Annotated in this window: 13 protein-coding genes; 9 read left to right on the plus strand and 4 right to left on the minus strand. The window is 55.5% G+C overall.

Translation table 11 applies throughout. From position 1 onward, the window contains the following. Positions 1–9: 9 nt before the first annotated feature. Together SCARR_RS01980 and SCARR_RS01985 are read right to left on the minus strand one after the other, a co-directional pair. Complete coding sequence (locus SCARR_RS01980) at positions 10–2,799, minus strand: DNRLRE domain-containing protein (RefSeq protein WP_136059851.1); 2,790 nt, start codon at positions 2,797–2,799, stop codon at positions 10–12. Further along, positions 2,796–5,567, minus strand: coding sequence for a DNRLRE domain-containing protein (locus SCARR_RS01985; RefSeq protein WP_136059852.1), 2,772 nt, complete (start codon positions 5,565–5,567; stop codon positions 2,796–2,798). The genes SCARR_RS01980 and SCARR_RS01985 overlap by 4 nt, the downstream gene beginning before the upstream one ends. A 93-nt stretch (positions 5,568–5,660) precedes the next feature. On the opposite strand from SCARR_RS01985, the gene SCARR_RS01990 reads away from it, so the two are divergent. The 5 genes from SCARR_RS01990 (at position 5,661) to SCARR_RS02010 (ending at position 13,165) form a co-directional block, all read left to right on the plus strand. Beyond that, entirely contained in the window at positions 5,661–6,779 is a 1,119-nt protein-coding gene (locus SCARR_RS01990) for a glycoside hydrolase family protein (RefSeq protein ID WP_136059853.1), read from the plus strand. 95 nt (positions 6,780–6,874) lie between these two features. Further along, the gene (locus tag SCARR_RS01995; protein ID WP_136059854.1) at positions 6,875–7,990 is read left to right on the plus strand and encodes an alpha-L-fucosidase; all 1,116 of its coding nucleotides are present in this window, start codon (positions 6,875–6,877) and stop codon (positions 7,988–7,990) included. Beyond that, positions 7,987–10,221: a hypothetical protein gene (locus SCARR_RS02000; protein ID WP_136059855.1), complete on the plus strand. Its 2,235-nt coding sequence runs from the start codon at positions 7,987–7,989 to the stop codon at positions 10,219–10,221. Before SCARR_RS01995 ends, SCARR_RS02000 begins: the two co-directional genes overlap by 4 nt. A gap of 23 nt (positions 10,222–10,244) precedes the next feature. Further along, positions 10,245–11,741 (plus strand): alpha-L-fucosidase, encoded by a 1,497-nt coding sequence (locus SCARR_RS02005; RefSeq protein ID WP_136059856.1) that lies wholly within the window; start codon positions 10,245–10,247, stop codon positions 11,739–11,741. A 17-nt stretch (positions 11,742–11,758) separates the two neighbouring features. Further along, positions 11,759–13,165, plus strand: a complete 1,407-nt coding sequence (locus SCARR_RS02010) for an MFS transporter (RefSeq protein ID WP_136059857.1) — start codon at positions 11,759–11,761, stop codon at positions 13,163–13,165. A gap of 1,765 nt (positions 13,166–14,930) precedes the next feature. Here the strand turns inward: SCARR_RS02010 and SCARR_RS02015 are convergent. Both SCARR_RS02015 and SCARR_RS02020 read right to left on the minus strand, forming a co-directional pair. Then, on the minus strand, positions 14,931–15,602 hold the full coding sequence (locus SCARR_RS02015; protein ID WP_136059858.1) for a response regulator: 672 nt from the start codon (positions 15,600–15,602) through the stop codon (positions 14,931–14,933). Next, positions 15,599–17,497, minus strand: coding sequence for a hypothetical protein (locus SCARR_RS02020; protein WP_222846139.1), 1,899 nt, complete (start codon positions 17,495–17,497; stop codon positions 15,599–15,601). Before SCARR_RS02020 ends, SCARR_RS02015 begins: the two co-directional genes overlap by 4 nt. 211 nt (positions 17,498–17,708) lie before the next feature. Between SCARR_RS02020 and SCARR_RS02025 the strand changes: the two genes are divergently transcribed. From SCARR_RS02025 to SCARR_RS02040, 4 genes are read left to right on the plus strand one after another with little or no spacing between them, the layout of a single operon-like run. Further along, positions 17,709–19,115: an alpha-L-fucosidase gene (locus SCARR_RS02025; protein ID WP_136059860.1), complete on the plus strand. Its 1,407-nt coding sequence runs from the start codon at positions 17,709–17,711 to the stop codon at positions 19,113–19,115. Between the two features lie 18 nt (positions 19,116–19,133). Beyond that, on the plus strand, positions 19,134–20,546 hold the full coding sequence (locus tag SCARR_RS02030; protein WP_136059861.1) for a sulfatase-like hydrolase/transferase: 1,413 nt from the start codon (positions 19,134–19,136) through the stop codon (positions 20,544–20,546). Between the two features lie 16 nt (positions 20,547–20,562). Further along, on the plus strand, positions 20,563–22,872 hold the full coding sequence (locus SCARR_RS02035; protein WP_222846140.1) for a GH92 family glycosyl hydrolase: 2,310 nt from the start codon (positions 20,563–20,565) through the stop codon (positions 22,870–22,872). Next, a complete protein-coding gene (locus SCARR_RS02040) occupies positions 22,865–24,343 on the plus strand; it encodes a sulfatase-like hydrolase/transferase (protein ID WP_168432905.1) in 1,479 nt (492 codons plus the stop codon). The genes SCARR_RS02035 and SCARR_RS02040 overlap by 8 nt, the downstream gene beginning before the upstream one ends. Positions 24,344–24,359: the final 16 nt, after the last annotated feature.

Below are 24,359 nucleotides of genomic sequence, written 5' to 3' on the forward strand. Positions count from 1 at the left end.
TTTGGGGGCTTATGGCGTGGCGATGCGGTAGAAAAGGGGAAAGGCGAGGTTGGTGGCGAAGGGGTCGGAGAAAAGATTGGTGGGCGGGGTGGCTGAAAGGTTGGTGATGGCCTCCCATGTGCCGGCAAGCAGGTTGGTGCTGCGTTCGAGGGAATAGGAGGCGTCGGTGGTGGACGGCCAGGAAATGGAGGGGCGCAATTCGGTGTCGAGCGTGGCGTTGGAAATATGGATTCCGGCGGTTGCTGCGGCGTAGGTGACTTTGATCTGGGGCGGGCGGGCGCCTTCCAGTGATTGGAAATATTTTGCGTTGATACCGTGGGATTCGTCGCCACGTATGCGGAAGCCGTGGTTGGAGGCGGGGTCGGCCTGCCAAGTTTGCACAAGGGCGGTGATATCCTTTTCATGGTATTGGTTGAACGGGCCTTCCTTGCCGACCAGCACGCCGAGTGATGAGCCGATGGGGTGATCCCACGAAATGCTGTCAAAGCTCCAGTTGGAGGAGACGGTGTTGAGGTAGGCGTTGCCCCAGGTGTCGTTCTCCCCCTCGATATGATAGAGGCGCAGCACGGCGTTGGAGATGGGGGCGTCGAGCAGGGCGGAAAGGTCGAATTTTAGAAAGGCGCGGCGGGCGTCCAGCGGATCGCTTCCCGAAACCGGCTTGCCGGCGAGCAGCGTAGCGGTGTCGTGCTTGGTGCCGTCGGATTCCATGAACAGATCGGTGCCGATGTCGAAGATGCCGACCACGGGCGGAGGAGGGGGGGCGCCGGCGGTGACGGTGTTCGTGGCGGAGCTGGTGCCGCTTAGCTCGTCCATTGCGGTCAGCACCACTTTGTAGGTTCCGGTGGAGGCATAGGCGTGCACGACTGTCTTTCCGTAGCCGGTGGTGCCGTCGCCGAAGTCCCAGTCGTAGCGTATGATGAAGCCGTCGGAATCGGTGGAGGCGGAGGCGTCGAATGCGGTGCCGTTATTCGTGAACGAAGAAACGGGCAGGGCGTTCCAGTCGGGTGTCCAGTCTATTCCTGCAACCCAGTCGACGCCGTCGAATTCGTAGGCCCCGGCATCGGGGGCGGCGCCGGCATGGCCGTCGGTGATACCGGCAATGATGCGGCCATAGTCGATGGCGGTCGAGTTTTCCAAGGTTCGGAAGTCGCCGTGCGCGGCTCCCGCAAAGGCGATGTTGGCTTCGGTGTCGAGCAGGTTGTTCTGCAGGTCGGTGCCGCGGAAGGGGCCGTCGGTGGCGAGGTTGTTGTAGGTGCGGACGTTGGTGTAGACCTCGCCGCCTGGGGCGTAGTGGCCCATGCTTTCGTGGGAGGCGTTGAAGAAGGTATTGTTGTAGACTTGGTTGTCGACGCCGGACATGTTCATTCGCATGCTGTTGTCGTAGTTCCAGACCACGTTGTGATGCACCAGGTAGTTGCTGCTGTCGTTGTCGAGATAGATGCCGGTACACCACGCTTCGGAGTTGTGGTCGCGCACCCAGTTTTTGGTGATGATGGTTCCTTCGCCATTAAGGCCACCGGTCATCATGCCGCCCTGGTCGTGGGTCAGCCAGCCGACGTGGGAAATGTGGTTTTGCTCGATGAGGGTCTGCTTGCAACCACGAAAAACGATGCCGGTTCGCCCGGTGTTGAAAACGGTGTTTTTGCGGATCTGGTGGCCGGTGCCGGATGCACGTATGCCGCCGGAGAGGCCGCCGATCCAGTTGCAATCGTAAACCAGGCAGTTTTCCACGGTGTTGCTGATAGAGTTGTAGTTGAAGGTGATTCCGTCGCCCCATGAATAGCCGACTTCGCATTCGCGCACGGTGTTGTTTGAACCCTTGATGAAGACGCCGCCGTCCACCCCCCAGATTTTGGTGTCCCAGAACGGGGTGGGATACATGAACCGGCAGTTTTCAATCAGGCAATGGTCGCTGGTCGATGCATTGACAATTGAGGCCGCATGCAGCGTAAGCCCGCCGATCTCGATATGGTCGCGATCCCATTTCAGGTCGAAGGCATAGCGCCGCGTGCGTGCCTCGACAGTCAGTGTGTTGGGATCGATGCCGCCGGGCGCCCACAGATAGAGGGTTCCGGCCGCGTCATCATAGAACCACTCCGTCGGTGCATCGAGGGCCTTGAGCGAGCCATAGAGAAAATAGGGATCACCGGCCTCGGGCTGCATGGAGCTGGATGTGCTGGTGTTGGTGAAGGTGAGCTGATTGCCGGTGTGGTCGTTGATCAGGGTGGAGGTGGAGGTCCATTCCGAGCCGGGCACGTACCACATTCTTGCGCCGTTCCAGTGGCCATTGGCGAAGGCGGAGAGGGCGCTGTCGGAAAAGGTGGAGACGCCGCCGGGAACAATGCTGGTGGCCGTTTCGATGGCGGCGTTGGTTGGTGCCAGATGGTTGATTCCTGAGTTCGGCCAGCGCGCTTCCAACATCAACTGGTTGTTCACAAACAGTTGGCTGACGGGCGCGGGGGCGGCGCAGCGATAGATCGATCCCGTGTGGTGCGTCCATCCCGAGACGGGATCCAGCCCGGTGATGGTGACGGTCTCGTTGGGATAGGCCTGGTAACGAATGGGCAGTGCGGCGCTCGTGGCCCGAGAGGGCGGGATAACGGTTTCGCGGTAGGTGCCGGCGCGGATGTGGCAGGTGTCGCCGGGATCCATTTCGTTGGCCGCCGTCTGAATGGTGGCGAAGGGTTGTGAAAAGGTGCCGGAGTTGGTGTCGCTGCCCGATAGCGATACATAGTAGTCCGTCGCCCAGGCCGGGGCGGAGATGAGCAGCAGTGCAAGGATGGGTTTGATTCTATTCATGGTGTGGATACCCGGTAGAAGAGAGGAAAGGCGGCGTTGGTCGAGCTATGGTCGTGAAAGGTGTTGGCGGGCGGCGTGGCTTCGATGGCTGAGCCGACGGGAAGCCATTCGCCGGAAACCAGGTTGGTGCTGCGTTCGATGGTGTAGTACGCTTCCGTTGTTGAAAACCAGGTGAGGGCGGGGATGGCCTGAGGTTCGATGGCGGCTTCGGAGACCGGCACTCCCGCGGATGTGGTGGCATAGGTGATTTTCAGTTGGGGCGGATGGACGCCTTCCAAGGATTGGAAATATTTGGCGGTGAGGGAAAAGGGCTCGGCGCCGCGGAGGCTGATCCCGTGGTTCGATGAGAGGTCGTTCTGCCAGGATTGAACAAGCGGGGTGATATTCATTTCATGGTATTGGTTGAACGGGCCGTCTTTGCCAACCAGCACGCCAAGTGATGAACCGACGGGGTGGCTGTAGGTTACGGTTTGTGCTGTCCAGTTTGACGTGACCGGGTAAATCTGAGCGTTGCCCCATGTGTCGTTTTCTCCTTCGATGTGGTAGAGGCGAAGAACCGCGTTGGAGATCGGTTCGGCAAGCAGTGCGGAGAGGTCGAATTGGAGGAATGCGCGGCGGGAATCGAGTACGTTGGTGCCCGACTGCGGCTTGCCGGCCAGCAGGGTGTCGGTGTCGTGTTTGGTGCCGTCGGATTCCATGAAGAGGTCGGTGCCAAGGTTGAAGATGCCGACAACGGGAGCGGCACCGATGGTGACGCTGTTGGTGGTTTGCCTTGTTCCGTTCAGTTCGTCCATGACGGTCAGCACAACAGAGTAGGTTCCGGTGGTTGCAAAGGAGTGGCTGGCGGTTTTTCCATAGGCGGTGGTGCCATCGCCGAAATCCCAGTCGTAGCGCATGATGAAGCCGTCGGCATCGGTTGAGGGCGATGCGTCGAAGGTGGTGCCGGAGATGGTGAAGGCGGGGATTGGCAATGCATTCCAATCGGGCGTCCAGTCGATGCCGGCGATCCAGTCGGCGCCGCCGAATTCGTAGGCCCCGGCATCGGGGGCGGCGCCGGCATGGCCTTCGGTGTAGCCGGGAATGTTGCGCCCATAGTCGATGGCGGTCGAGTTTTCCAGGGTTCGGAAGTCGCCGTGTTCCGTCCCTGCATAGAGGATGTTGGCGGGGTCGTCCTGCAGGTTGTTTTGCAGGTCGGTGCCGCGGAAGGGGCCGGTGGTGCAGAGGTTGTTGTAGGTGAGTACGCCGTCGTAGGTTTCTCCGCCGGGGGCATAGTGCGCCATCGACTCCTTGGCGCTGTTAAACATGGTGTTGTTGTAGACGTAGAGGCCGGTGCCGAACTTGTTCATGCGGATGCCGTTGTCGAAATTCCAGACCGCGTTGTGGTGGACGATGTGGTTGGTGCTGGAGTTGTCGAGGTAGATGCCGGTGCACCAGGCGGCGGAGTTGTGGTCGCGCACCCAGTTGTAGGCAATTACGGTGTCGAGCCCGTCGGTGCCGCCGGTCTTGATGGCGCCGAGATCCTTGGTGAGCCAGCCCATGTGGGATATGTGGTTCTTTTCAATGCGCAGGCGGGTGGCTTTCTGGAAGCGGATGCCGCTGCGGCCGCTATTGTAGATCGTGTTGCCCAGAAAGGCGTGGCCGGTGCCGAGCGTGCGGATCGGGGCCGACCATCCGCCGCCCCAGTTGCAATCGTGGATCAGGCAGTTTTCGACGGTGTTGCTGACGGCCGAATTGTTGAGGGATACGCCGTCGCCCCACGACCAGGCAATCTCGCTTCGGCGGATGGTGTTGTTTTGACCATGCAGCTCGACGCCGTCGTCGCCCTGCCAGATGGCCGCATCGAAAAACGGGGTGGGGTGGAGGATCGAGCAGTCTTCCACCAGATTGTGTTCGCCCTTCATGGTAATCGTCGCTGCACGAAGGGTCAGTCCTTGGATTTCAGTATAGTTGCGCCAGCCCAGATCAAATCCGTAGCGTCGGGTTCGCGCCTCTACACTTAGGCCGGATGGGTTTGCCGCGCCGGGCGCTTTGAAGTAGAGCTGGCCGGCGTCGTGGAACCATTCCTTTTGAACATTCAGTGCATTGAGGGTGCCGTAAAGGAAGTATTTGCTATTTGTCTCGATCTGCAGCGCGGACACCTTGCTGGTGTTGAGGAAGTCGAGTTGGTTGCCGGAATGCGAGGTGATCGTGGTTGATCCGGCACCCCATTGGGAGCCGGGGAGATACCACATTTTTGCGCCGTTCCAGTGGCCGTCGGGGAATGGGGCAAGGCCGGCGTCTGTCAGGGTGGAGGGCTGGTTGTAGGCCCCCATGCTAGCGGAATCGACGAGCGCGAGTGTGGGCGATAAATAATCGGTGTCCGTATTCGGCCAGCGGGCTTCCACCATCAGCTCGCCGTCGGAAAAAAGCTGGGTGACTTCCGTTGGGGCGGCGCATTGGTAGATGCCGTTTGAGAGGAGGCTCCAGCCTGAAACCAGATCAAGACCGGTCACGATGACGCTTTCGTTGGAATAGGCCTGATAGCGAATCGGCAGCGTGGAGGTGCCGGATCGCGGCGGCGCAACCGTTTCGCGGTAGGTGCCGGCGCGGATGTGGCAGGTGTCGCCGCTAAACATGGTGTTGGCGGCCTTTTGGATGGAGGCAAAGGGCTGGGCAAACGATCCGTTGTTGGTGTCGCTGCCGGTGGGCGACACAAAGAAGTCAGACGCTAGGGCAGAGGTGAGGGGTAGACCGGCCAGAAGGCAGGTGGTATGCAATAGGTTTTTCATGTTTGCAGACCATAGCACGGAAGAATTTATATGCAAGCGCTTGTATTTGGTAATTTCATGCGCTAGTTTTCAATATTTAATCGAGAGAGCGTTATGAAACGAACACTGCAATATTCAATGGTTGCCCTTGTTTTCACAAGCCTCAGTGCCTATGGCGAGGAAGCGAATGGGATAGGCGGGAGCGGCAATGACGGGCTGGAATTGAAAGACCAGGTTGCACCACTTCTTTCCAAGGCGGATCCGGAGGTCGCTAGGCGAATGCCGCCGGAACTGAAGGATATCCGGCTGGAGCATGACTATATCGAGGTCATGAGTGATGACTATGAAATGGGGGACTGGCAGGAAAGCCCTTCGAAAATCATCTATCACAACGACCTGTTCCACATGTGGATCATCGATATTCCGCAAGGTGACAAGAAGGCCGAAAAGAGTGAAAGCGTTACCACCTATATGAATTCCAAGGATGGAAAATTATGGTTCGACAGAGGAAAGATTCCCTTGGGCGAAAAGGGTTCAATGGACGATGCAGAGCGACTGGCTCCGGATGTGATCAAGCATGATGAAAAATTCTATCTTTTCTATGAGCCCATGACGACGAACGCAAAGGACTACCGCCAGCGTCGGTGCGGAATCGCCGCCCTGGTTGCAGACCAGCCGGAGGGGCCATGGACCTATGCCCACGAGGGGTTGCTGTTGACGCCGGAAATCGACGATCCCGAGGCTTGGGATCACCTGTTCGTGGCGAACCCCCGCATCGAGCACTTCAATGGTACATGGTTCATGTACTACAAAGGCAAAGGCAAAAGCAGCAACAAGACTCTAAACGGGGTGGCCACCTCGGACAACCTTCTTGGACCCTATACCAAGTATAAGGGCAATCCCCTAATGGGCGGCCATTCCGCCAATCTGGTGAAATACAAGAACGGCCTGATCTACATGAATTACCACAAACACGCGTTCTATTGGACCGAGGACGGTTTTACATTCACTCTCATCAAGCGGTTTGGCCACGGAACCGGAATGGCCGAAGGCATGAACTGGTCGAGTTTCTGGCAACCCAACAACCCCCTCCATGGCGGCGATCCATCCAGACCCGAAGCAACAGAACTATGGGGTGTGAGCTCTAGATGGGCATACCAGTCGGAAGGCTACCGCAAGGACATGAACAACAATGATATTATCGGAGCAAGGCTTTTGATTGGAGTGAAGTAGGTAGATTATGAAAAAATGGATTTTAGAATTTGTGCCGCCGCCCAGCCCCAAACGCACCGGATTGATCTGAGTTTCTCAAAATGAAAGGGTTATGAATGAAGATGCTTCACACCAAATTATTTTTAAGCGCCATAATGGTTGGTCTGTTTTCGGGTTGCACTCATGTGGACACGCCCCCGGCAACTCCGTTGGAAGCTTACAACGCCCGCATGGATTGGTTTGCGCAATCACAATACGGCATGTTCATCCACTTCGGTCTCTACTCCCATTTGGGGGGCGAGTGGAAAGGCGAGCAGGTGGATTGGTATGCCGAATGGATCCAGGCAAGCGCCGATATTCCGCGCGACGAATACGCCAACATTATCGAAGCCTTCAATCCTGCTGGATTCAAGGCCGATTTCATCGCCCGCACCGCAAAAGAAGCGGGTATGACCTATCTGGTCATTACCTCCAAACACCATGAAGGTTTTTGCCTGTGGGATAGCGAGTACACCGGGTTTGACGTGGCCGGTAGTGCCTTGAAAGGACGTGACCTACTTGCCGAATTGAGCAAGGCGTGCAAGAAACACGGCATCCGCTTCGGCCTCTACTACAGCATTATCGACTGGAACCACCCCTCCCAACAGCCGGTAATGAAAGGCGACCATCCGTTTAAACGGTGGGGGCAGACGGAGATGCTGGACGGGCGGAAGCAGGAATACCTTGCGTACCAAACGCATCAGATCATGGAGCTGATCAGCAAGTATGAGCCGGATATGCTTTGGTTCGATGGCGACTGGGTCGACTGGTGGACGTTGGAGGACGGCATTCAGCTCTATAATGCCATCCGCGAGGCCGACCCCGACATCATCGTCAACAACCGCGTGGCCAAGCGCGACCGGTTCGAACTCGATTTTGTGACCCAGGAGCAGAAACACTTTGAGGCGGCTTTTCCCAAACATTGGGAGGGGTGCTACACCATGAACAAATCGTGGGGCTATAAAAAACATGATCACCAATGGAAGGATGCCCAGACGGTTTACAACAAGCTGAAGGATATCAATGAGAAGGGCGGCAACCTGCTCCTGAATGTCGGGCCCGACGGCAACGGCGAGATCCAGCCGGAAGCGGTAGCCATCCTAAAGGAAACCGCCCTGTTGATTCGCGAGGAGCCGATCATCAAACAAATTCCGCAGGTCACCGCAGTGCCTGGGATAAAGGAAGGTAAATGAAGACGGCTCATCTGCTATCTGTCACCTTGCTGTTTTCCGCATCCTGTTTTGCAGCAGACCGGATTCTTTCGCCCGGCGACGATCTCGCCGAGGCCGCTCACATGGCCCGATCCGGCGATACCATCTCCTTGAAAGGCGGAACCTATTCCAATGCGGTGATTCTGGAGGGCATCAAGGGGCCGCTCTCGATTCGCGCCGCCGAGGGCGAACAACCGGTGTTCGACGGCACCATTCCATTGCCGGTTTCCAGTGGTTGGAAAAAAGGGGCGGACGGCATCTGGAGCGTGCAGCTTTCGCAGGATATCTGGCAGCTGTTCGACGGGCGCGAAATGCTGCAAACCGCACGATGGCCGGATTGCTTCATTGGCGACGAGCATTTCTGGAACCAGAAGGCCAGCTATCGGAAAATGACATCCGACTCCTCTTTTGGAACGGTGATCGACGAGCGCCCGCTTTCCGGTGTGAACGAACAGGGCAAGCATGAACAGGATGAAGGTTCGCTTTCGCAGGGCAGCACCATTCCCGACGATGTGAATACGGTGTCGCTGGCGGAGACCGGCGTCAGCATGAAGGGCGCGGTGGCCATCCTCAACATTGGCTCATGGATGACCTGGGCGCAGGTGATCGATTCGCACGACGCCGGTTCAAACCGCTTTACCTACCGTACCGACTTTTCCAATCAGGGCGAACCGGCTCATTGGGATAAGGGCATCCAGCGGACGGCCCAGGATCCGAGCATGATCAAAAAAAACTATGAGCTGGGGCAGGCGCACTACATGATCGAGGGGCTTCCCTGTCTGAACCAACCCGGCGAATACTGGTACGAAAAGGCGACGAAGACGCTTTTTATGATTCCGCCGGCCGGAAAAAAACCGGCGCAAATGAATCTGTGCGGCAAGGTGCTGAGCTATGTGCTGGAGCTGAATAACTGCTCAAATATCACGTTCGATGGGATCGGTTTTTTCGGGGCCACCTTCAAAGGACAGGACTGCAAAAATATCACTATTAAAAATGCACGCTTCGATTATCCTGCGTGGTCACGCCGTATGCTCGGCGAGCTGGGGCGCGTGCCGGCGACGGTGTTTGCAGGCAGAGCCAAAAACAAAGAACCGACTGAAAACCGGTTGATCAATTGTGTGTTCCATACCTTCGACGGCACCGCTTTGCGTCTTGAGAATGAAATCGGGGATGTCCTTGAAAATATTCTGGTCCACGATGCGGATTACAGCTGCATCGGCCGCGCGCTGACGTTTGACTTTGAACGATCGAGCGCGATTCACCTTAGGCGGTTCACCATCTACAACACGGGTTCCGGGCAGTGTGTCAAAGCGAGTGATTACGGGCGGGTTGCATATGGAAACTTTTGGAATATCTGCGCCTTCCAGTCCGATGGAACCGCTATCCAGGTCGGGGAATTCGACCGGCTGGAATATGACCACAACTGGTCGCACGACCACGGCAAGCTTTCGTTCCGCTTCGACGGCGGCGGCGGTCCTCCGAGGAAGCCCAGCCAGAATGGCACCATGCACCATAATGTCGGGTGGAACTGCGGGCAGATGCAGATTAAGGGCGACAAGCAGCTCATCAACAACAACACCCTCTGGAAGATGCCGGGAATGTGTACGCTGCTGTGGGAAAAGATGAACGGGTTCCATCTTGAAACCATCGTCGTCAACAACCTGGCTCCGCGCTACATGACCCGCTGGTGGGGGAAGGAACCGCCGTTCCCCGGCATCAAGCACGACAACCTTTTTGAGCCGGACACCGGGCAATACCTGCGCGATCCAGCCAATTGGGATTTCCGCCCGGAAAAGGATTCCCCACTCGTTGATGGCGGCACGCTCTCCGACATGGATAAATTTAAGTACTACTCGCAGCCGCACTTTGTCGGGAAATCGCCAGACATCGGCGCCTATGAATACGGCGACAAAGCCTATTGGATGCCCGGCTTCCAATATCCGCACGCCTCAACGCCCGTTCCGCCGGACGATGCAGTAAACGTGAAGCCGAATGCTGACCTCATGTTTCTCGGTGGTTACGAGGTGAAAGGGCACCGGGTATGGGTGGGCACATCACGCGACAATCTCAAGCAGGTCGCCGAGCTATCGGATACCAATATCTTTTCGCCCCCGGCCCTGGCTGCCGGAACAACCTATTTCTGGCGGGTCGACGCAGTGGCTGCTGATGGATCGGTGGAGCAGGGAGCGGTTTGGAAATATACAGTGGAATAAATTTAACAACGGAGAAGAGAACAATGAAAAACTCACGACGCAATTTCATATGGTCGAGCCTGGCGGTTTCAACCCTGACCATGACCCGCTGGGGATGGGCTGCCGGAGTCAACGGATCGGGTATTCCGGGATCGCCCGAAATGATTGAGCTGGGTAAAAAATGGAAAGCCTTGAATGCATCGGACGCCAAGCAGCGCGGGCGCGAGCGCTTTAATGACAATAAGTACGGCATGTTCATCCACTGGGGGCTCTATTCCCAATGCGGCGGCATCTGGAAGGGCGAAAAGATGGAGGAGGGCGACGGCACGGGGCCGAGAGTGGCCGAATGGATCATGCGCCGCAAAGAGATTCCGCGCGCTGAATATGCCAAGCTCGCCAAGACCTTTAATCCCACGAAATTCGATGCCGACGAGTGGGTCGCCATCGCTAAGGCGGCGGGAATGCAATACATGGTCATCACCTCCAAGCACCACGACGGCTTTGCGCTGTTCGATTCGAAGGTGAGCGACTATAACGCGGTAAAGGCCACGCCGTTCGGTCGCGATATTATCCGCGAGCTCGAGCAGGCCTGCAAACGGGGCGGCATCTCGTTTGGCGTCTATTATTCCCACGCCCTCGACTGGCGCGACGGCGGCGACTCCGGCATGAAGGACTATTGCTACCACGACAAGCCGAAGCAGGAAATGTTCGTCAACAAGTTTGATCCGGCCCCCGTCAAGTTCGACGACTACATCGCGAACAAGTCACTGCCGCAGGTGCGCGAGCTCGTCGCCAACTATGACCTCAAGGAAATCTGGCTCGACACGCCGATCTATATCCCGGCCAGCCACAGCTTCGAGTTTTACAAAACCATCTACGAAGCCAATCCGGAAACCCTCGTCAGCCAGCGCATCGGAAACGGCTTTGGCGACATCGGTACACCCGGCGACAACGTCATTCCCGACGAAGCCAGCGAAAACACGTGGGAGGGCATCGCGACCACCAACAATTCGTGGGGCTACAAATCCTACGACGAAGACTGGAAATCGCCAAAGGAAACCCTCTTCTGGCTGCTGGAAAACGTCAGCAAGGGCGGCAACTTCCTGCTCAACGTCGGCCCCGACGGCACCGGAACCATTCCGCCGAAGTCGGTCCAAAATCTCGTGGCGGTCGGCCAGTGGCTCAAAGTCAATGGCGACGCGATCTACGGCACCAAACCCTGGAAAGTCACCCATGAAGGGCCGACCGGCATTGCGATCAAGGGCACCGAGCACCGCAGCAAGAAAGGCTTCAAGCTGGATGTCACGCCCGAAGATTTCTGGTTCACGAAAAAAGGCAACACGCTCTATGCCATCGCCATGACCCGCCCAGAAGGAAACACCGTCTCCATTAAATCGCTCAAAGGCCATCCGATTTCCGGCATCAATATGCTTGGCGAATCCGGCCAGGTCGAGTGGTCGGAAAAGGCCGATGGCATCGAAATCACGCTTCCAACCTTTGGAAGCAAAGGCATGGGCTATGCGCTGGAAATCATCTCATGATTAATGTTTCATAAGGCATGAGGAAAAATCCTGCCGAGCACTATCAGACGGCCGACGCCGACAAGGTGCCGGTGGCGAGTAAGCTGATCTATGCGCAGGGTCACCTTCTCTCCGTTATTGGCAACCATGTGGTCATGGAAATGGCCGGGATCATCCTGAACGTCAATCTGTTCGTGCGACCGTCGCTCGTCGGGTTGGCCGGAACCATTTTCCGTTTGTGGAGCGCGTTCGCCGATCCGGTCGTCGGCAACCTGTCCGACAACAGCCGTAGCACGTACGGGCGCCGGCGCCCGTTCATCGTGCTCGGGGCGCTGCTCTGCGGATTCACGTTTCCGCTGATCTGGCAGGTGCGGAGGGAGTGGGGCGAGTTCCAGGTTTTTTCCTACTTCCTCGTCAGCAGCCTGATCTTCTACACGGCCTATGCCATCTTTTCGGTGCCGTACAATACGCTTGCGATGGAGATGTCGCCGGACTACCACGAAAAGACGCGCATCATGGCGTGGCGAGAGATGGTCGGGAAGACCTCCTTCATTCTCGTGGGTTGGCTTTTCTTTTTCACCGAGTCGTTCAAGGATCCCGTCTCCGGCATGCGCTGGGTTTCGCTGGGGCTCGCTGTCCTTTTCATTGCAAGCGGCGTGCTCCCCGGCCTGTTCATCAAGGAGCGGTTCTACAAAGCCGCCAGCCGGCAAAAAAAGATTCCGCTCCGGGAAAGCCTGAAGGCAACCCTCTCCTCCGGAAGCTTCCGGATGGTGATGGGCATGGTGGTTCTTACGCTTATAGGCAGCTGGAGCGCCAACTATTTCGGGCGCTACATCAACATCTACTATATTTTCGAGGGCGACACCCATGCGGCGTCGGTTATCGAAGGCTGGATGCGCACGGCCGAGATGGGCGCCGCCGTTGCAAGCATCCCCATGTTCACCTGGCTCTCCCGACGATTCGGAAAACTCTCCGCCCTAAAGGTAAATGCTGGAATTGTTGTGTTCGCTGCGCTGTCGCGCTTCGTGCTCGTCAATCCCGCGCATCCCTGGGGTATGGTTGCCAACGCCGCACTCACCGGCCCCGGCGGAACGGGGGTGTGGATTATTCTGGGCTCGTTGGTGGCGGATATTTGCGATGAAGACGAACTAAAGACCGGATGCCGCCGCGAAGGGAGCTATACCTCCGTCTTGCAACTGGCCATCACCCTTGGGTTTTCTATCGCCTATCTGCTTTCCAATATCGTGCTTGAGCAAACGGGATTCGATGCCCGTCTCGGTAGTGCGCAGAGCGCCAGCGCCCTAACCCTTATGCGAGGAATCTACATACTCCTTCCACCCATCGCCATGATTGGCATGTTTTGGATCATCAGCCGTTACCAGCTCGACGAAGCCCGTTGCCATGCCATACGACTTGAGCTGGAGCAACGTAGAGGAAAACTGTGATTGAAAATCCATAGGATACGAATGCTATGGAGGCCTGCTAGCTACGCACCAGATCGGTAGAATGAGCTGTTTCCATATGTATGACAATATGATGATGGAGAATGGCGGAAGATATGATGTAGAAACTACCCGATTTTTTTATGGCAGACCTGAAGAGGGAAGGTGGGCTGTTATTTCCTCATCTGAAACACATGCGGCAGGATGATACGCAGCAGATTGCCACCCCGAAACCAGCCTTAGAACCAACTGATTAACTGTCAGTTGCAAGGGGGAAAGCAGGGTAAAAAATATTCTGGAACAGATTTCAAAGATTACTGGCGAGAGATCAGTATTTGGTTGAATATTTTGTTCCGGTTTTTGCTACGTTTCTGACAGTCACTTTTTGTATCCCCTTGTAACAGTGATTTTCATAAATCCTATAAAATATTGATAATAAGTGACATATGGGTGTGAATGTCTGGATTTGTAATCCGTTGCACTTTTTCTATGGGTCTTCCGCTAAAAGTTTTGGTTTTTCACTTTTATTTAATTTCACGCATGTTTCGTGGGGGTCGTGGGGGAACAGGTGCTTGAGGGTAGATAAGTGCCTCACCTTGGCCAGCTTACAAATGCCCCGCGATGGTCAGAATCTTCACGGGGTTATATGGGGATTCCGGGTTGACGGAGGGGAGCTGACCGGGATATAGAATAGTGCATAGCTTAGGTGAAAAATAGCTTGGTACAAATTTGGTACAAAAGATCATTTTTCAATGAGATAGTGTGATTGTGGTTTTGGTTGTTAACATGCTGAAAATGAGAGTGTTACGGTAGTCACGATGTCGATGCTCGGTCATGAGGGTTCGAGTCCCACCTCCGGCACCATTACCTTTTATGGCGTTATCATTGGGTAATATTTCCATCGACTGTTTCAAGTTGATGCTTTCAGTTTTCTCCAGATCCAACTGTGAAGACCGAGTTAATACCACAATAACCCACGAGCGGTTGTCGAGGCGTTTTGTTTGGCTTGCGGTCGGAGCTCGGTAGGGCGCCCCCCGTATCCCCTTTGGGTCCCATCCGATGGGGTATTCTATAGTGGATCGTTCCGGTGCGGAGTTCCATGCGCATGGTCGGTGTTCCCAGAAAAGCACTTTGGATTTCCAGCAACGTCCTTTCGAAAAAAATAAAAAATCTGGGGAGGGGCGCATGCCTTTCAGAATGAGGGCGGTTCAAAATCTTCCCGAGAGCTTATCCCCGATCGTCAAAACTCCCATTACTCCCAAAACTATGGTGAATCATAGGGAGTACGAATTGTCTTGGAGGCAAGACTTGTGAGGAAGTGGTGGTTGGGGGATGTATTCGAACCCGCCTTTTACCATGGCCTTAAAATTCGTTGTTCTAAATGACTCTATATTAGTTATTTATGACGCTGTGTTTCGCCTGTTCCTATATTTCGGTGGAGATGATTTAGGAGCAGTTTAGGAGCACCCCTACGAAGTCACCCACATCCATATTTCTAGGCTCGCAGATATACCCCGGTCGGTTCCCCCACGTCAACCCGGAAGCCCCTTGAAGGGTTTGGCTGTCGTGGGGTATTTGTAAATTGGCCTGTATCCCGTAATTATGTTGACTAGAAGGTGCTTTCCCCCACGACCCCCTCGAAAGGGTGGTGAAATTAAATTGGTTTTGTTTTTTTTAGCTGAAGGAAGTTTAGAGTGTTGTCTTTCGAGTTTAAAGTCCGTCAACGGCGTTTATGGCAGCAAGCCCGATTTTCCGGATTGATAGCGTTTTATTCGTCGTTATCCAAGGGGAGGATGCCGGCGCGGTAGGCCTTGGTGATTGCTGCTGGGGCGTTTTGTACTTCGAGTTTTTCGTAGATATGCCGCACGTGGGTGGCGACGGTAGGCTCGCTGATCTTAAGCCGGTCGGATATTTCCTTTTTGAGCAGGCCCTCGCCGAGCAAAACGAGGACTTCGGTTTCGCGATCCGAAAGGGTTACGTCTATTTTGGATTTGGGCGGACTCTTTTGCATCAGCCCCAGGATATAACTGGCCACGTTGGGATCCAGGGATGCGCCGCCGGCCATAACGGTTCGGATGCTCTCGGTGATTTTGTCCAGACTGGCCGATTTCAGCAAATATCCTGCCGCACCGCACCGGATCGCTTCCAGCACATCGGCTTCCCGGTCGGACTGGGTAAGTACGAGGATTCTTGCGTCGGGAATGGCGGAGCGGAAAAAGGGAAGGGCTTCGAGGCCGGAGATGCCCGGAAGGTTTAGGTCGAGCAAAACCACATCGGGCTCCTTGCGCTCACGCATGTCCTGCAGGCTGCGCAGGGCGCGTTCCGCCGTGCCGAAGGTCATCTGAAGTTCGATATCCGTTTCGGTCTCCAATGCCAAGCTGACCCCGTCGCGATAATCGGGATGGTCTTCAATCATCATGACGCGTATTTTTCTTTTCATTTTTTGATCCTGAATCTGCGGGGGTTTAATGTTAGAGCAATACGGGTTCCGCCACTGGCGGATAGTCCGGCCGAAACAGTGGCGCCGAGCAGATGTGCGCGGCGTTTGAGCGAGGCTGGAACCTCATTATTCGTGGAGTCCGACATGCCTTTGCCATTGTCGCTGATTTCCAGGAATATTTCTTTGCTGCTGGCAATTAAACGGCAATTGAACCGGGTGGCTTTGGCATGGCGACTGATATTGACTAGGCTTTCTTTGAAAAAGAGGAATAGGTCGGCCCGGGTCTTGGGCTTGAGTTTATCCAAGAACTCTTCGCCTTCGATGGCGATGTCGTATTCGGTGTCGGCCATGATCCGCTGGGCGGATCGGCGCATATCGTCGGGCAGGCTTCCGAAGAGACCGTTGGCCTTCTGCAGGTTGATGCAGTGACGCACGGCGGTGCCGGTGCGTTCCGTGAGTGCGCGGCTGCGAGTGAGTACGTTTTCGAGCCGCTCGGGGGTATCCATGGATTTAAGCGCCACATCACCGAGCAGGCCGATGGTGTGGATGTTGGCACCCAGTTCATCATGCAGGTCGGCGGCGAATCGCTCGCGAATGGCTGTCACCTGTTTCATGCGTAGCATCCGGTCGATGAGTATGGTGAAGGCGATGCCGGCGGCAAGCAGGGCGGCCAGCCATCCCATGCGCCTGAGGTTGACTTTCTGGCGCTCATAGCGGTGGTGCAGCTCGTGGGCAATCCAAGGGCGTTCGGCTTCCAGATCATGTCGGCGAGCCAGTTCGTTCATCCACTTGCGGAGGGGCAGGATGGTTCCGTACAGGTTGCGGCCGTCGGTTAGTGAGGAAAACGAGCGGTCAGGACGGATTTCGAAGTTGCCTATGGCCGGTTTGTCAAGCGCCACATTCCGACCCTTGGAAAGCAGTTCGATTTCGGCAAAGCCGAGCTGTGACTTTTCCGGAGCTCCATCTATGAAGTAGGGTTCGGTCGCGGTTAGCCGGACATAGCGGCAGGAGGTTTCGGTGAAGCGTCGCATAATGATCGGACCCGCATCAAAAATCGATTTCATCTGGTATTCGGCCAGTTGGACGGCATCGGAAAAATCAGGCTGGTTAGCCCCTTCGATGAGCAGCCTGCGCGGAATGCCGTGTCCCGATTCGGACGATTGGGGGACGGTATCGCTTAATTCCGGGGTGTGCAGATGAATTCGGTTAATCGGAAGGGTTGCGCCTAGATCAATGCTGAGAGCCGGCTGGTTGCCGATCCCGGGGGGGCTCATGAACGCAATGCTTTGCTCGCCTTGTGCAGAATTCATCTCGTAGGGTACGAATCCATCCACCAGCGAATCTTTTATCCGCGGGCGTGCTTCTTTTATGACGGTTGAAGAGGTTTTGATAGGTTGTCGCAAGGCGATATTTTCCGTTTCGCTGAAAATCAGGATTTCCGAGAGCTGTAAAATATACTGGCCGTCCCAGGCCCGGGGCGACAGCAGGGAAGCTTCGACTCGCACCCAGGAAGCCTGGATCTCGGGAAAAGAGACGGCGAGCGGGGCGAGGCGGGGAAGCAGGTTGTCCGTTGCATCAAAGGAGGCGACGACATTCGTGCTTTGGTCGGTTCCGGCAATCAGCTTGAATTCGAGGGGGAATCCGTCGGCCTGGAAGCCGGTTTTTGTATCGCGCCAAATGGCGGGAACCAGCACAATTTGATCAACGGGCGCTGTTTCGCCTAGTTCGATCTGAATCCATTCCGTATGTCGGGGGTCAGGATAGTCGGCGGAACGAAACCCGACGGTGCCGACGCCGCTGCGCATGCTGAAGCTGGCGAGCCCGCTCAGCTCGCTGTCGATTTCCGCCAACCGGTGTTCCATTTGTGAGATGGAGGGCTTTTTCGCAAGGGCCATTACGGAGGTATTCGACAGGAGTCCGATCATACATAGCAGAAGAAGCATGTTAAGGGGTATGCGCATAATGATGTTTATAACACAGAGCTATATTGAATGGCCATCGTCTAAACGGATGATGGTCAGCCGCCCATACTCATCATCCATATAGATGATGGTCGCCGAATTTTAAGGGTGGCAGAATCATGCGTATGTGTAGGGGTACTAAATTATGAAAACAATCATGAATGCCATCGCTGGCCTGTTTTTTTTGCTTTCTGTCGGAGCCTGTTCTGTGTGGGCCGAGAATTCGACGCCGGAAAAGATGGACTGGTGGCTCGATGCCAAGTTTGGAATGTTCATTCACTGGGGGCCGTCGAGTGTTGCCGGCGTGGAAATCGGCTGGGCGCGCGAAACGCATCCGTTCGACCATCCCGGAAAGGGGAAGTTGATTCCGGATGCGGTCTACGACGCGCTCTATAAGGAATTCAATCCGGTTGAGTTCGATGCCGATGCGCTGGTGCGAACTGCTAAGGAAGCCGGCATGAAATACATTGTGTTTACGGCCAAGCATCACGATGGCTTTTGCAACTGGCCCACCCAGCTCACCGACTACAATATCAGTAATACCCCTTTTAAACGCGACATCTGCAAAGAGCTGGCGGATGCCGTCCATAAATATGGTTTAAAACTGGGCTGGTACTACTCGACCCGTGACTGGACGCACCCGGATTACCTGAACGGCGACAACAGCAAATACAACGATTTTTACCATGGTCAGATTCGTGAGTTGCTGAGCAACTATGGCGAGGTGTCCGTGCTGTGGTTCGATCACGTGGCAGGCGACTGGTCTCAGTATCGATTCGAAGAACTCTTTGATATGATCTATGAGCTGCAGCCGGGCATTATCGTCAATAACCGGGCGGCAAAATTTATTCGTAGAAAGAAGGGGGCCGAGAAACCTGATCCGGCACTTGTGGCTCTTACCCGAGGCGATTTCCAAACTCCCGAAGGCAAGGTGGGTGTTTTCCACAAGGAATACCCGTGGGAAACCTGTATGCCGATGTCGAAGGGACCGAGCGGGGGGGGAGGCTGGTCCTACCGGCCCGAGTCCGTTACGGCCAGTTTTGATCAGTGTGCCGAGATGTTGGCGGCCTGCGTGACCGGCTGCGGGAATATGCTACTCAATGTCGGCCCCATGGCCACTGGCTCGCTCCGACCGTCGGAACTCGAGAACCTCAAGAAATTCAAGCCGTGGATTCAAACCTATGGCGAAAGCATCTATGGAACCGAAGGCGGTCCCTATATCAGCGGCCAGTGGGGCGGATCCTGCATAAAGGGGAACGTGCTCTACCTGCACGTTTTCCAATGGACGGATGGAACCTTGCAACTGCCGCCCCTTCCTCGGAAGGTTCTGGGCTGCGAAGAACTGGGCGGTGAGAAGGTTGGTTTTACGCAAAGCGATGCGGGGTTGACCATTCGGTTGAAAGAGGGGAAGAAGGGGGAACTTCACAGTGTGGTCAAGCTGACGCTGGAGGATGGGCCGGAGGTGACATTGATTAAGGTGGAAAGCGGGGAGAAAAAACAGCAACATGGAACCCTCGTCAATCCCATGGCCGCAACCGCGGCAGGGAAGTAACGGATCCGGGGGTTGGATATGAAGTTTTTGTTTGTAGGGTGTGCCGTTCTGGCGATGTTCATGGGTGTGGCAACCAGTCAGGCAGGACAGGAGCGACCGAATATTGTTTTTATTTATGCCGATGACTGGGGCTGGGGCGATCTGTCGTGCCACGGGAATACTTGGCTGAAGACGCCGAATCTCGACCGGTTATTCAGCGAAGGAACCGAATTCTCGCAATTCAACGTGATGAACCCGGTCTGTTCGGCGAGTCGAGCGGCTCTGATGACGGGTCGTTATCCGGCCCGCTACAGTATCCATCAACATTTCGCTTCGCCGAAGCTGAACCGCAGGATGAATATGCCCGACTGGCTTGACCCCAACGCCCCTACGCTGGCACGGTTTCTCCAGCAGGCCGGTTACCGTACCGGCCATTTCGGCAAGTGGCACCTTACCAATGGCCAGACCTGGGGGGCTCCGCTTCCAGAGGCTTACGGCTACGATGAAAACTCCGTGTTTAACGGCGGAGCCGGTTGGCCGGCGGAAGGGTTGCATGACACGGCATCTGACACCATCGACTTTATAAAGGCCAGTCAGGGAAAGCCTTTCTTTGTTAATGTGTGGATTCACGAAAGCCATACTCCGCATAGGCCGACGGCCGAGTCGATGAAGCGGTTCGAGCACCTCGACGAGCAGCATCAGGTCTATGCTGCGGTGATTGCTGATGGCGATAATCAGGTGGGTCAAATTCTCGATGCTCTCAAAGCAATGGGGCTGGAGGAAAATACCCTCGTTATTTTTTCCTCCGATAACGGGCCCGAGGTTACTGGAAAAACGAAGGATGTAGAAAGAAATGCGCACGGATACGGCACCTACTACAGCGTCGGGGAGACGGGCGGTTTGCGAGGACAAAAGCGCAGTCTGTTTGAAGGTGGCGTGCGGGTTCCATTTTCTGTCCGCTGGCCGGGTCATGCGCTGGCGGGGCTGAAAAATGAAACGACGGTTCTTTCTACGGTGGATATACTGTCGACATTGTGCGCTGCGGCCGGCGTTCCGTTGCCGACCGATTATCAGAGCGATGGCGAAAACCTGTTGAGCGCCTTTAACGGCGAACTCGTCAAACGCACCCGCCCGTTGTTCTGGGAGTGGCGGGGCTATGCCGGCACGCATGATTTGTGGCCGGGTCTGGCGGTGCGCGACGGGGAGTGGAAGCTGATGACGACCTATGACGGCAAACGGGTTGAGCTGCATCGTATCCCCGCCGACCGTGCGGAAGCTGAGGATCTTTCCGATCAATATCCGGAGGTGGTTTCCCGATTGAAAAAGCGGGCGTTTGAATGGAATGCCACCTTGCCCCAAAAACCGGATCCGGCCTGCATCAGTGCGACGCGGTCTGAATCTTTGGAAAGGGCACAATCACCGCAGGGGTTTTCGGCTTCGGTAGAAAAATAATAATTGGAGTTAGTATATGAAGTGGTGGTTTATGGGGGGTGCCGTTCTGGGAATGGCAGGGATGGTTTGTGCGAAACAACCGGTCGACTATGTCGATCCGATGATCGGGGCGGTGACCTACCGACAGGATACAGCGGATGTTCATGGTTTGGGTAAAACTTTTCCGGGGGCGGCGACCCCGTTCGGTCTGGTTCAACTCAGTCCCGACACCTTGACCGGCGGGGACAACGGCTCGGGCTATTCCTACGAACATCCGACGATCGAGGGGTTCAGTTTTACGCATATGAGCGGCGTGGGTTGGTACGGCGATCTGGGCAATTTTCTGGTGACTCCAACCCTTGGAAAACTCAAAACGAACCGGGGCGATCCGGAAAACCCGGAAACGGGATATCGTTCCCGTTTTTCCCATGAAACCGAAATCGCCCAGGCGGGCTACTATGCCGCGACCCTCTCGGATTACGGCATCCGGGCGGAACTGACGGCCGCGCCGCACGCGGGAATTCTCCGCTTTACTTTTCCCGAAAACGAGCAATCGAGAATCCAGATCGATCTGTCGCGCCGGGTAGGGGGTACATCGACCGAGCAATTTGTTGAAGTGGTGGATGATCGTACAATTCGTGGATGGATGAAGTGTCCGCCAGAAGGCGGCGGCTGGGGCAACGGCGCCGGCCAAGCCGACTACACCGTCTACTTTTACTGCCAATTCAGCAAGCCCTTGGAAAAGCATGGAATCTGGCGTGCCGACATTCCGACGGATCAGCCGCGCAAGCGCCAGCAAATCGAGAGCAAGGCCTATCAGCAGGTGGTGGCCGAGGCCGAGGTTGTTTGCGGTCAACGGAGCGCCAAGGGATCGCATCTGGGGTTCTTCACCGAATTTGAAACCGAAGCGGACGAAGTGGTGCTTGTGAAGAGCGGGATCTCGTTTGTCAGCATGGACGGGGCGCAGGAAAACCTGGAGCACGACATCCCCCATTGGGATTTTGATCGGGTGGTAAGCGGGAGCCGGAACCGGTGGAATGAAGCCCTTTCAAAGGTGAAGGTCGAAGGCGGAAACGACGCGGACAGGATCAAGTTTTACACTGCGCTCTACCACACGATGATTGACCCCCGCAGCGCGTCCGATGTGAACGGGAATTATATTGGAGCGGACGGGCAGCTTCATCAAGCGGACGGCTTTACCTATCGCACTATCTTCAGTGGCTGGGATGTTTTTCGGTCCCAGTTTCCGCTTCAAACGCTCATCAATCCGGAAATGGTGAACGACGAAATCAATTCGTTGCTGCAACTCGCGGAATTGAGCGGCAAGGGGTATCTGCCGCGCTGGGAAATTCTCAATGCCTATTCCGGCTGCATGCTCGGCAACCCCGGTGTTTCCGTCATTGTGGACGCTCACGAAAAGGGGATTCGCAACTATGACATCGATAAGGCGTTTACTTATTGCAAGAACAGCGTTGATACTTTTGGAAACGGGGAGCGCGGTTATGCCGAGGGCAAAAAGGGCGTCATTTCCGAAACGCTCGAATATGCCTATACGGACTGGTGCCTGGGCCGTTTTTCCGAGAGCCTTGGCAGGGATGATATCGCGCAGGAGTATTATGCCAAAAGCAAGGCCTACACCAATCTCTGGAATGAGGAGGTTCGCTGGTTCCGTCCAAAGGATGACGAGGGCAACTGGCTTGAGTGGAAAGGAAAAACCGTGCATGGGCAGGGGTGCCGCGAGTCGAATCCCTTTCAGCAGGGCTGGTTTGTGCCCCACGATGTGCCCGGACTGGTCGACCTGATGGGAGCCGAATTCTTTGAGCAGGAGCTGGTCTCCTTCTTCGAAAACACCCCGGATGATTTCCTGTGGAATGATTATTACAACCATGCGAACGAGCCGGTTCATCAGGTGCCGTTCATGTTTAACGAAATCGGGATGCCCTGGCTGACCCAGAAATGGACGCGGAAAATCTGCGCCGCCGCCTATGGCGCCGACCGGTACGGGATTTGCGGAAACGAGGATGTCGGCCAAATGTCGGCCTGGTATGTACTGGCCGCCATGGGCATCCACCCAATCTGTCCGGGCGACAAAAAATACCAGATCACCAGCCCGGTCTTCAGCAAGATCGAGATTGCGCTGGATTCGAAGTATTACTCGGGGGAAAAGTTTACGATCAAAGCGAAAAACAATTCTGCGGAAAACATCTATATTCAATCCATCCGACTGAACGGCAAGCCGCTCGATCGGTTTTATATCCTACATGATGAAATTGTGTCCGGCGGAAGTCTGGAGCTGGAGATGGGGCCGGAACCGGCGGGGATTTCTAAAAGACAAAACCATGAATAAACGTTTGAAATCGACAAGCTTTCTGATCCGATTGACATTGAGTGTTATCCTGACGGCATGTTTTGCCGTCCGGTCGTTAGCGGAGTCTGCCGGTGGGCGGCCCAACATTATTTTGATCCTGGCCGATGATATGGGCTGGGGCGATACGGGCTATAACGGCAATACGGTTCAGAAGACACCCTTTCTGGATAAAATGGCCGCAGAGGGCATCCGCTTTGATCGATTTTATTCGGCATCGACGGTATGTGCTCCGACCCGCGCCTCGATTATGACCGGCCAGAACGGTGCCCGCCTGGGGATCTCCCACTGGGGCAGCTCGCATGTGCAGGCGAGCGATATCCTGATTTCAGAATTTCTCAAAGGGAAAGGCTATGCGACGGGGCATTTCGGGAAATGGCATTTGGGATTGCTGGACAAAGAAGGCACCCATGATTTCATCACCGGCCCCCGCAAGCCGGGGAAAGACTTCAGCCCTCCGTGGCAGAACGGGTTTGATGTCTGTTTTAGCACCGAGAATGTGGCCCCGACCTGGGATCCCATGAAACTTCCGGACCAAGGGTCTTGGGGTCAGAAAAAACGCTATGAGACCGGACTCTGGGGCAATAATTACTGGAACCAAAAAGGGAAGATGATTGATCACAATGACAATCTCTCTGGCGACGACAGCCGCATCATCATGGATCGGGTTATTCCCTTCGTAAAAGAGCAGGCGAATGAACCGAATCCTTTCTTTGCCTATGTCTGTTTCCATACGCCCCATACACCGACGGTGAGTGGCGGGAAATACCTAGAGATGTATGACGGACATGCCGGCCGCCACCATTACGGTGCGATTACGGCCATGGACGAGCAGATTGGTCGTCTTCGCCAGACCTTGCGTGAACTGGGAGAAGATGAAAATACGCTCATCTGGTTCTGCTCCGATAACGGCGCGGCTGAGAACAAAAGCGATAAGTTCGGGGACTACGGCGGGTTTGGATCCAATGGGCCTTACCGCGACTGGAAAGGATCCATGTATGAAGGTGGAATCCGTGTCCCGAGTCTCCTTTTTTATCCAAAAGTTTTCAAGAAACATGAGGTAATCGACATGCCGTGCAATACCGCAGATATGTTCCCGACGCTCGCGGCTCTGTTGGGCGATCCCGATGCCGAGCGCAGTCAGCCTCAGGACGGCATCAGCATCCTGCCTGCGCTGAATGGCGAGATGACGGTGCGCAACAGCCCCATGGGATTTGCCTACAGTCAAAACGCAGCATGGATGACCGAGCGTTATAAACTGGTCGTGGGCATTGGGGGAAACAAGGCCAAGCCTGAGCTTTATGATATGATCGAGGACCCCTATGAAAAGCGGGACATAGCGGATCAACACCCCGAGCAGGTTGCCGAAATGAAAGCGGCGCTGGGCAAATGGATTCAGTCCTGCAACGAGAGCTGCGGAGATCGGTACAAACCGGTACCCATGCCAAATTAAAGGTTCTACTTTGAGT

Origin of the sequence: Pontiella sulfatireligans, assembly GCF_900890705.1 — a bacterium.
In the GTDB taxonomy this organism is placed as follows: domain Bacteria; phylum Verrucomicrobiota; class Kiritimatiellia; order Kiritimatiellales; family Pontiellaceae; genus Pontiella; species Pontiella sulfatireligans.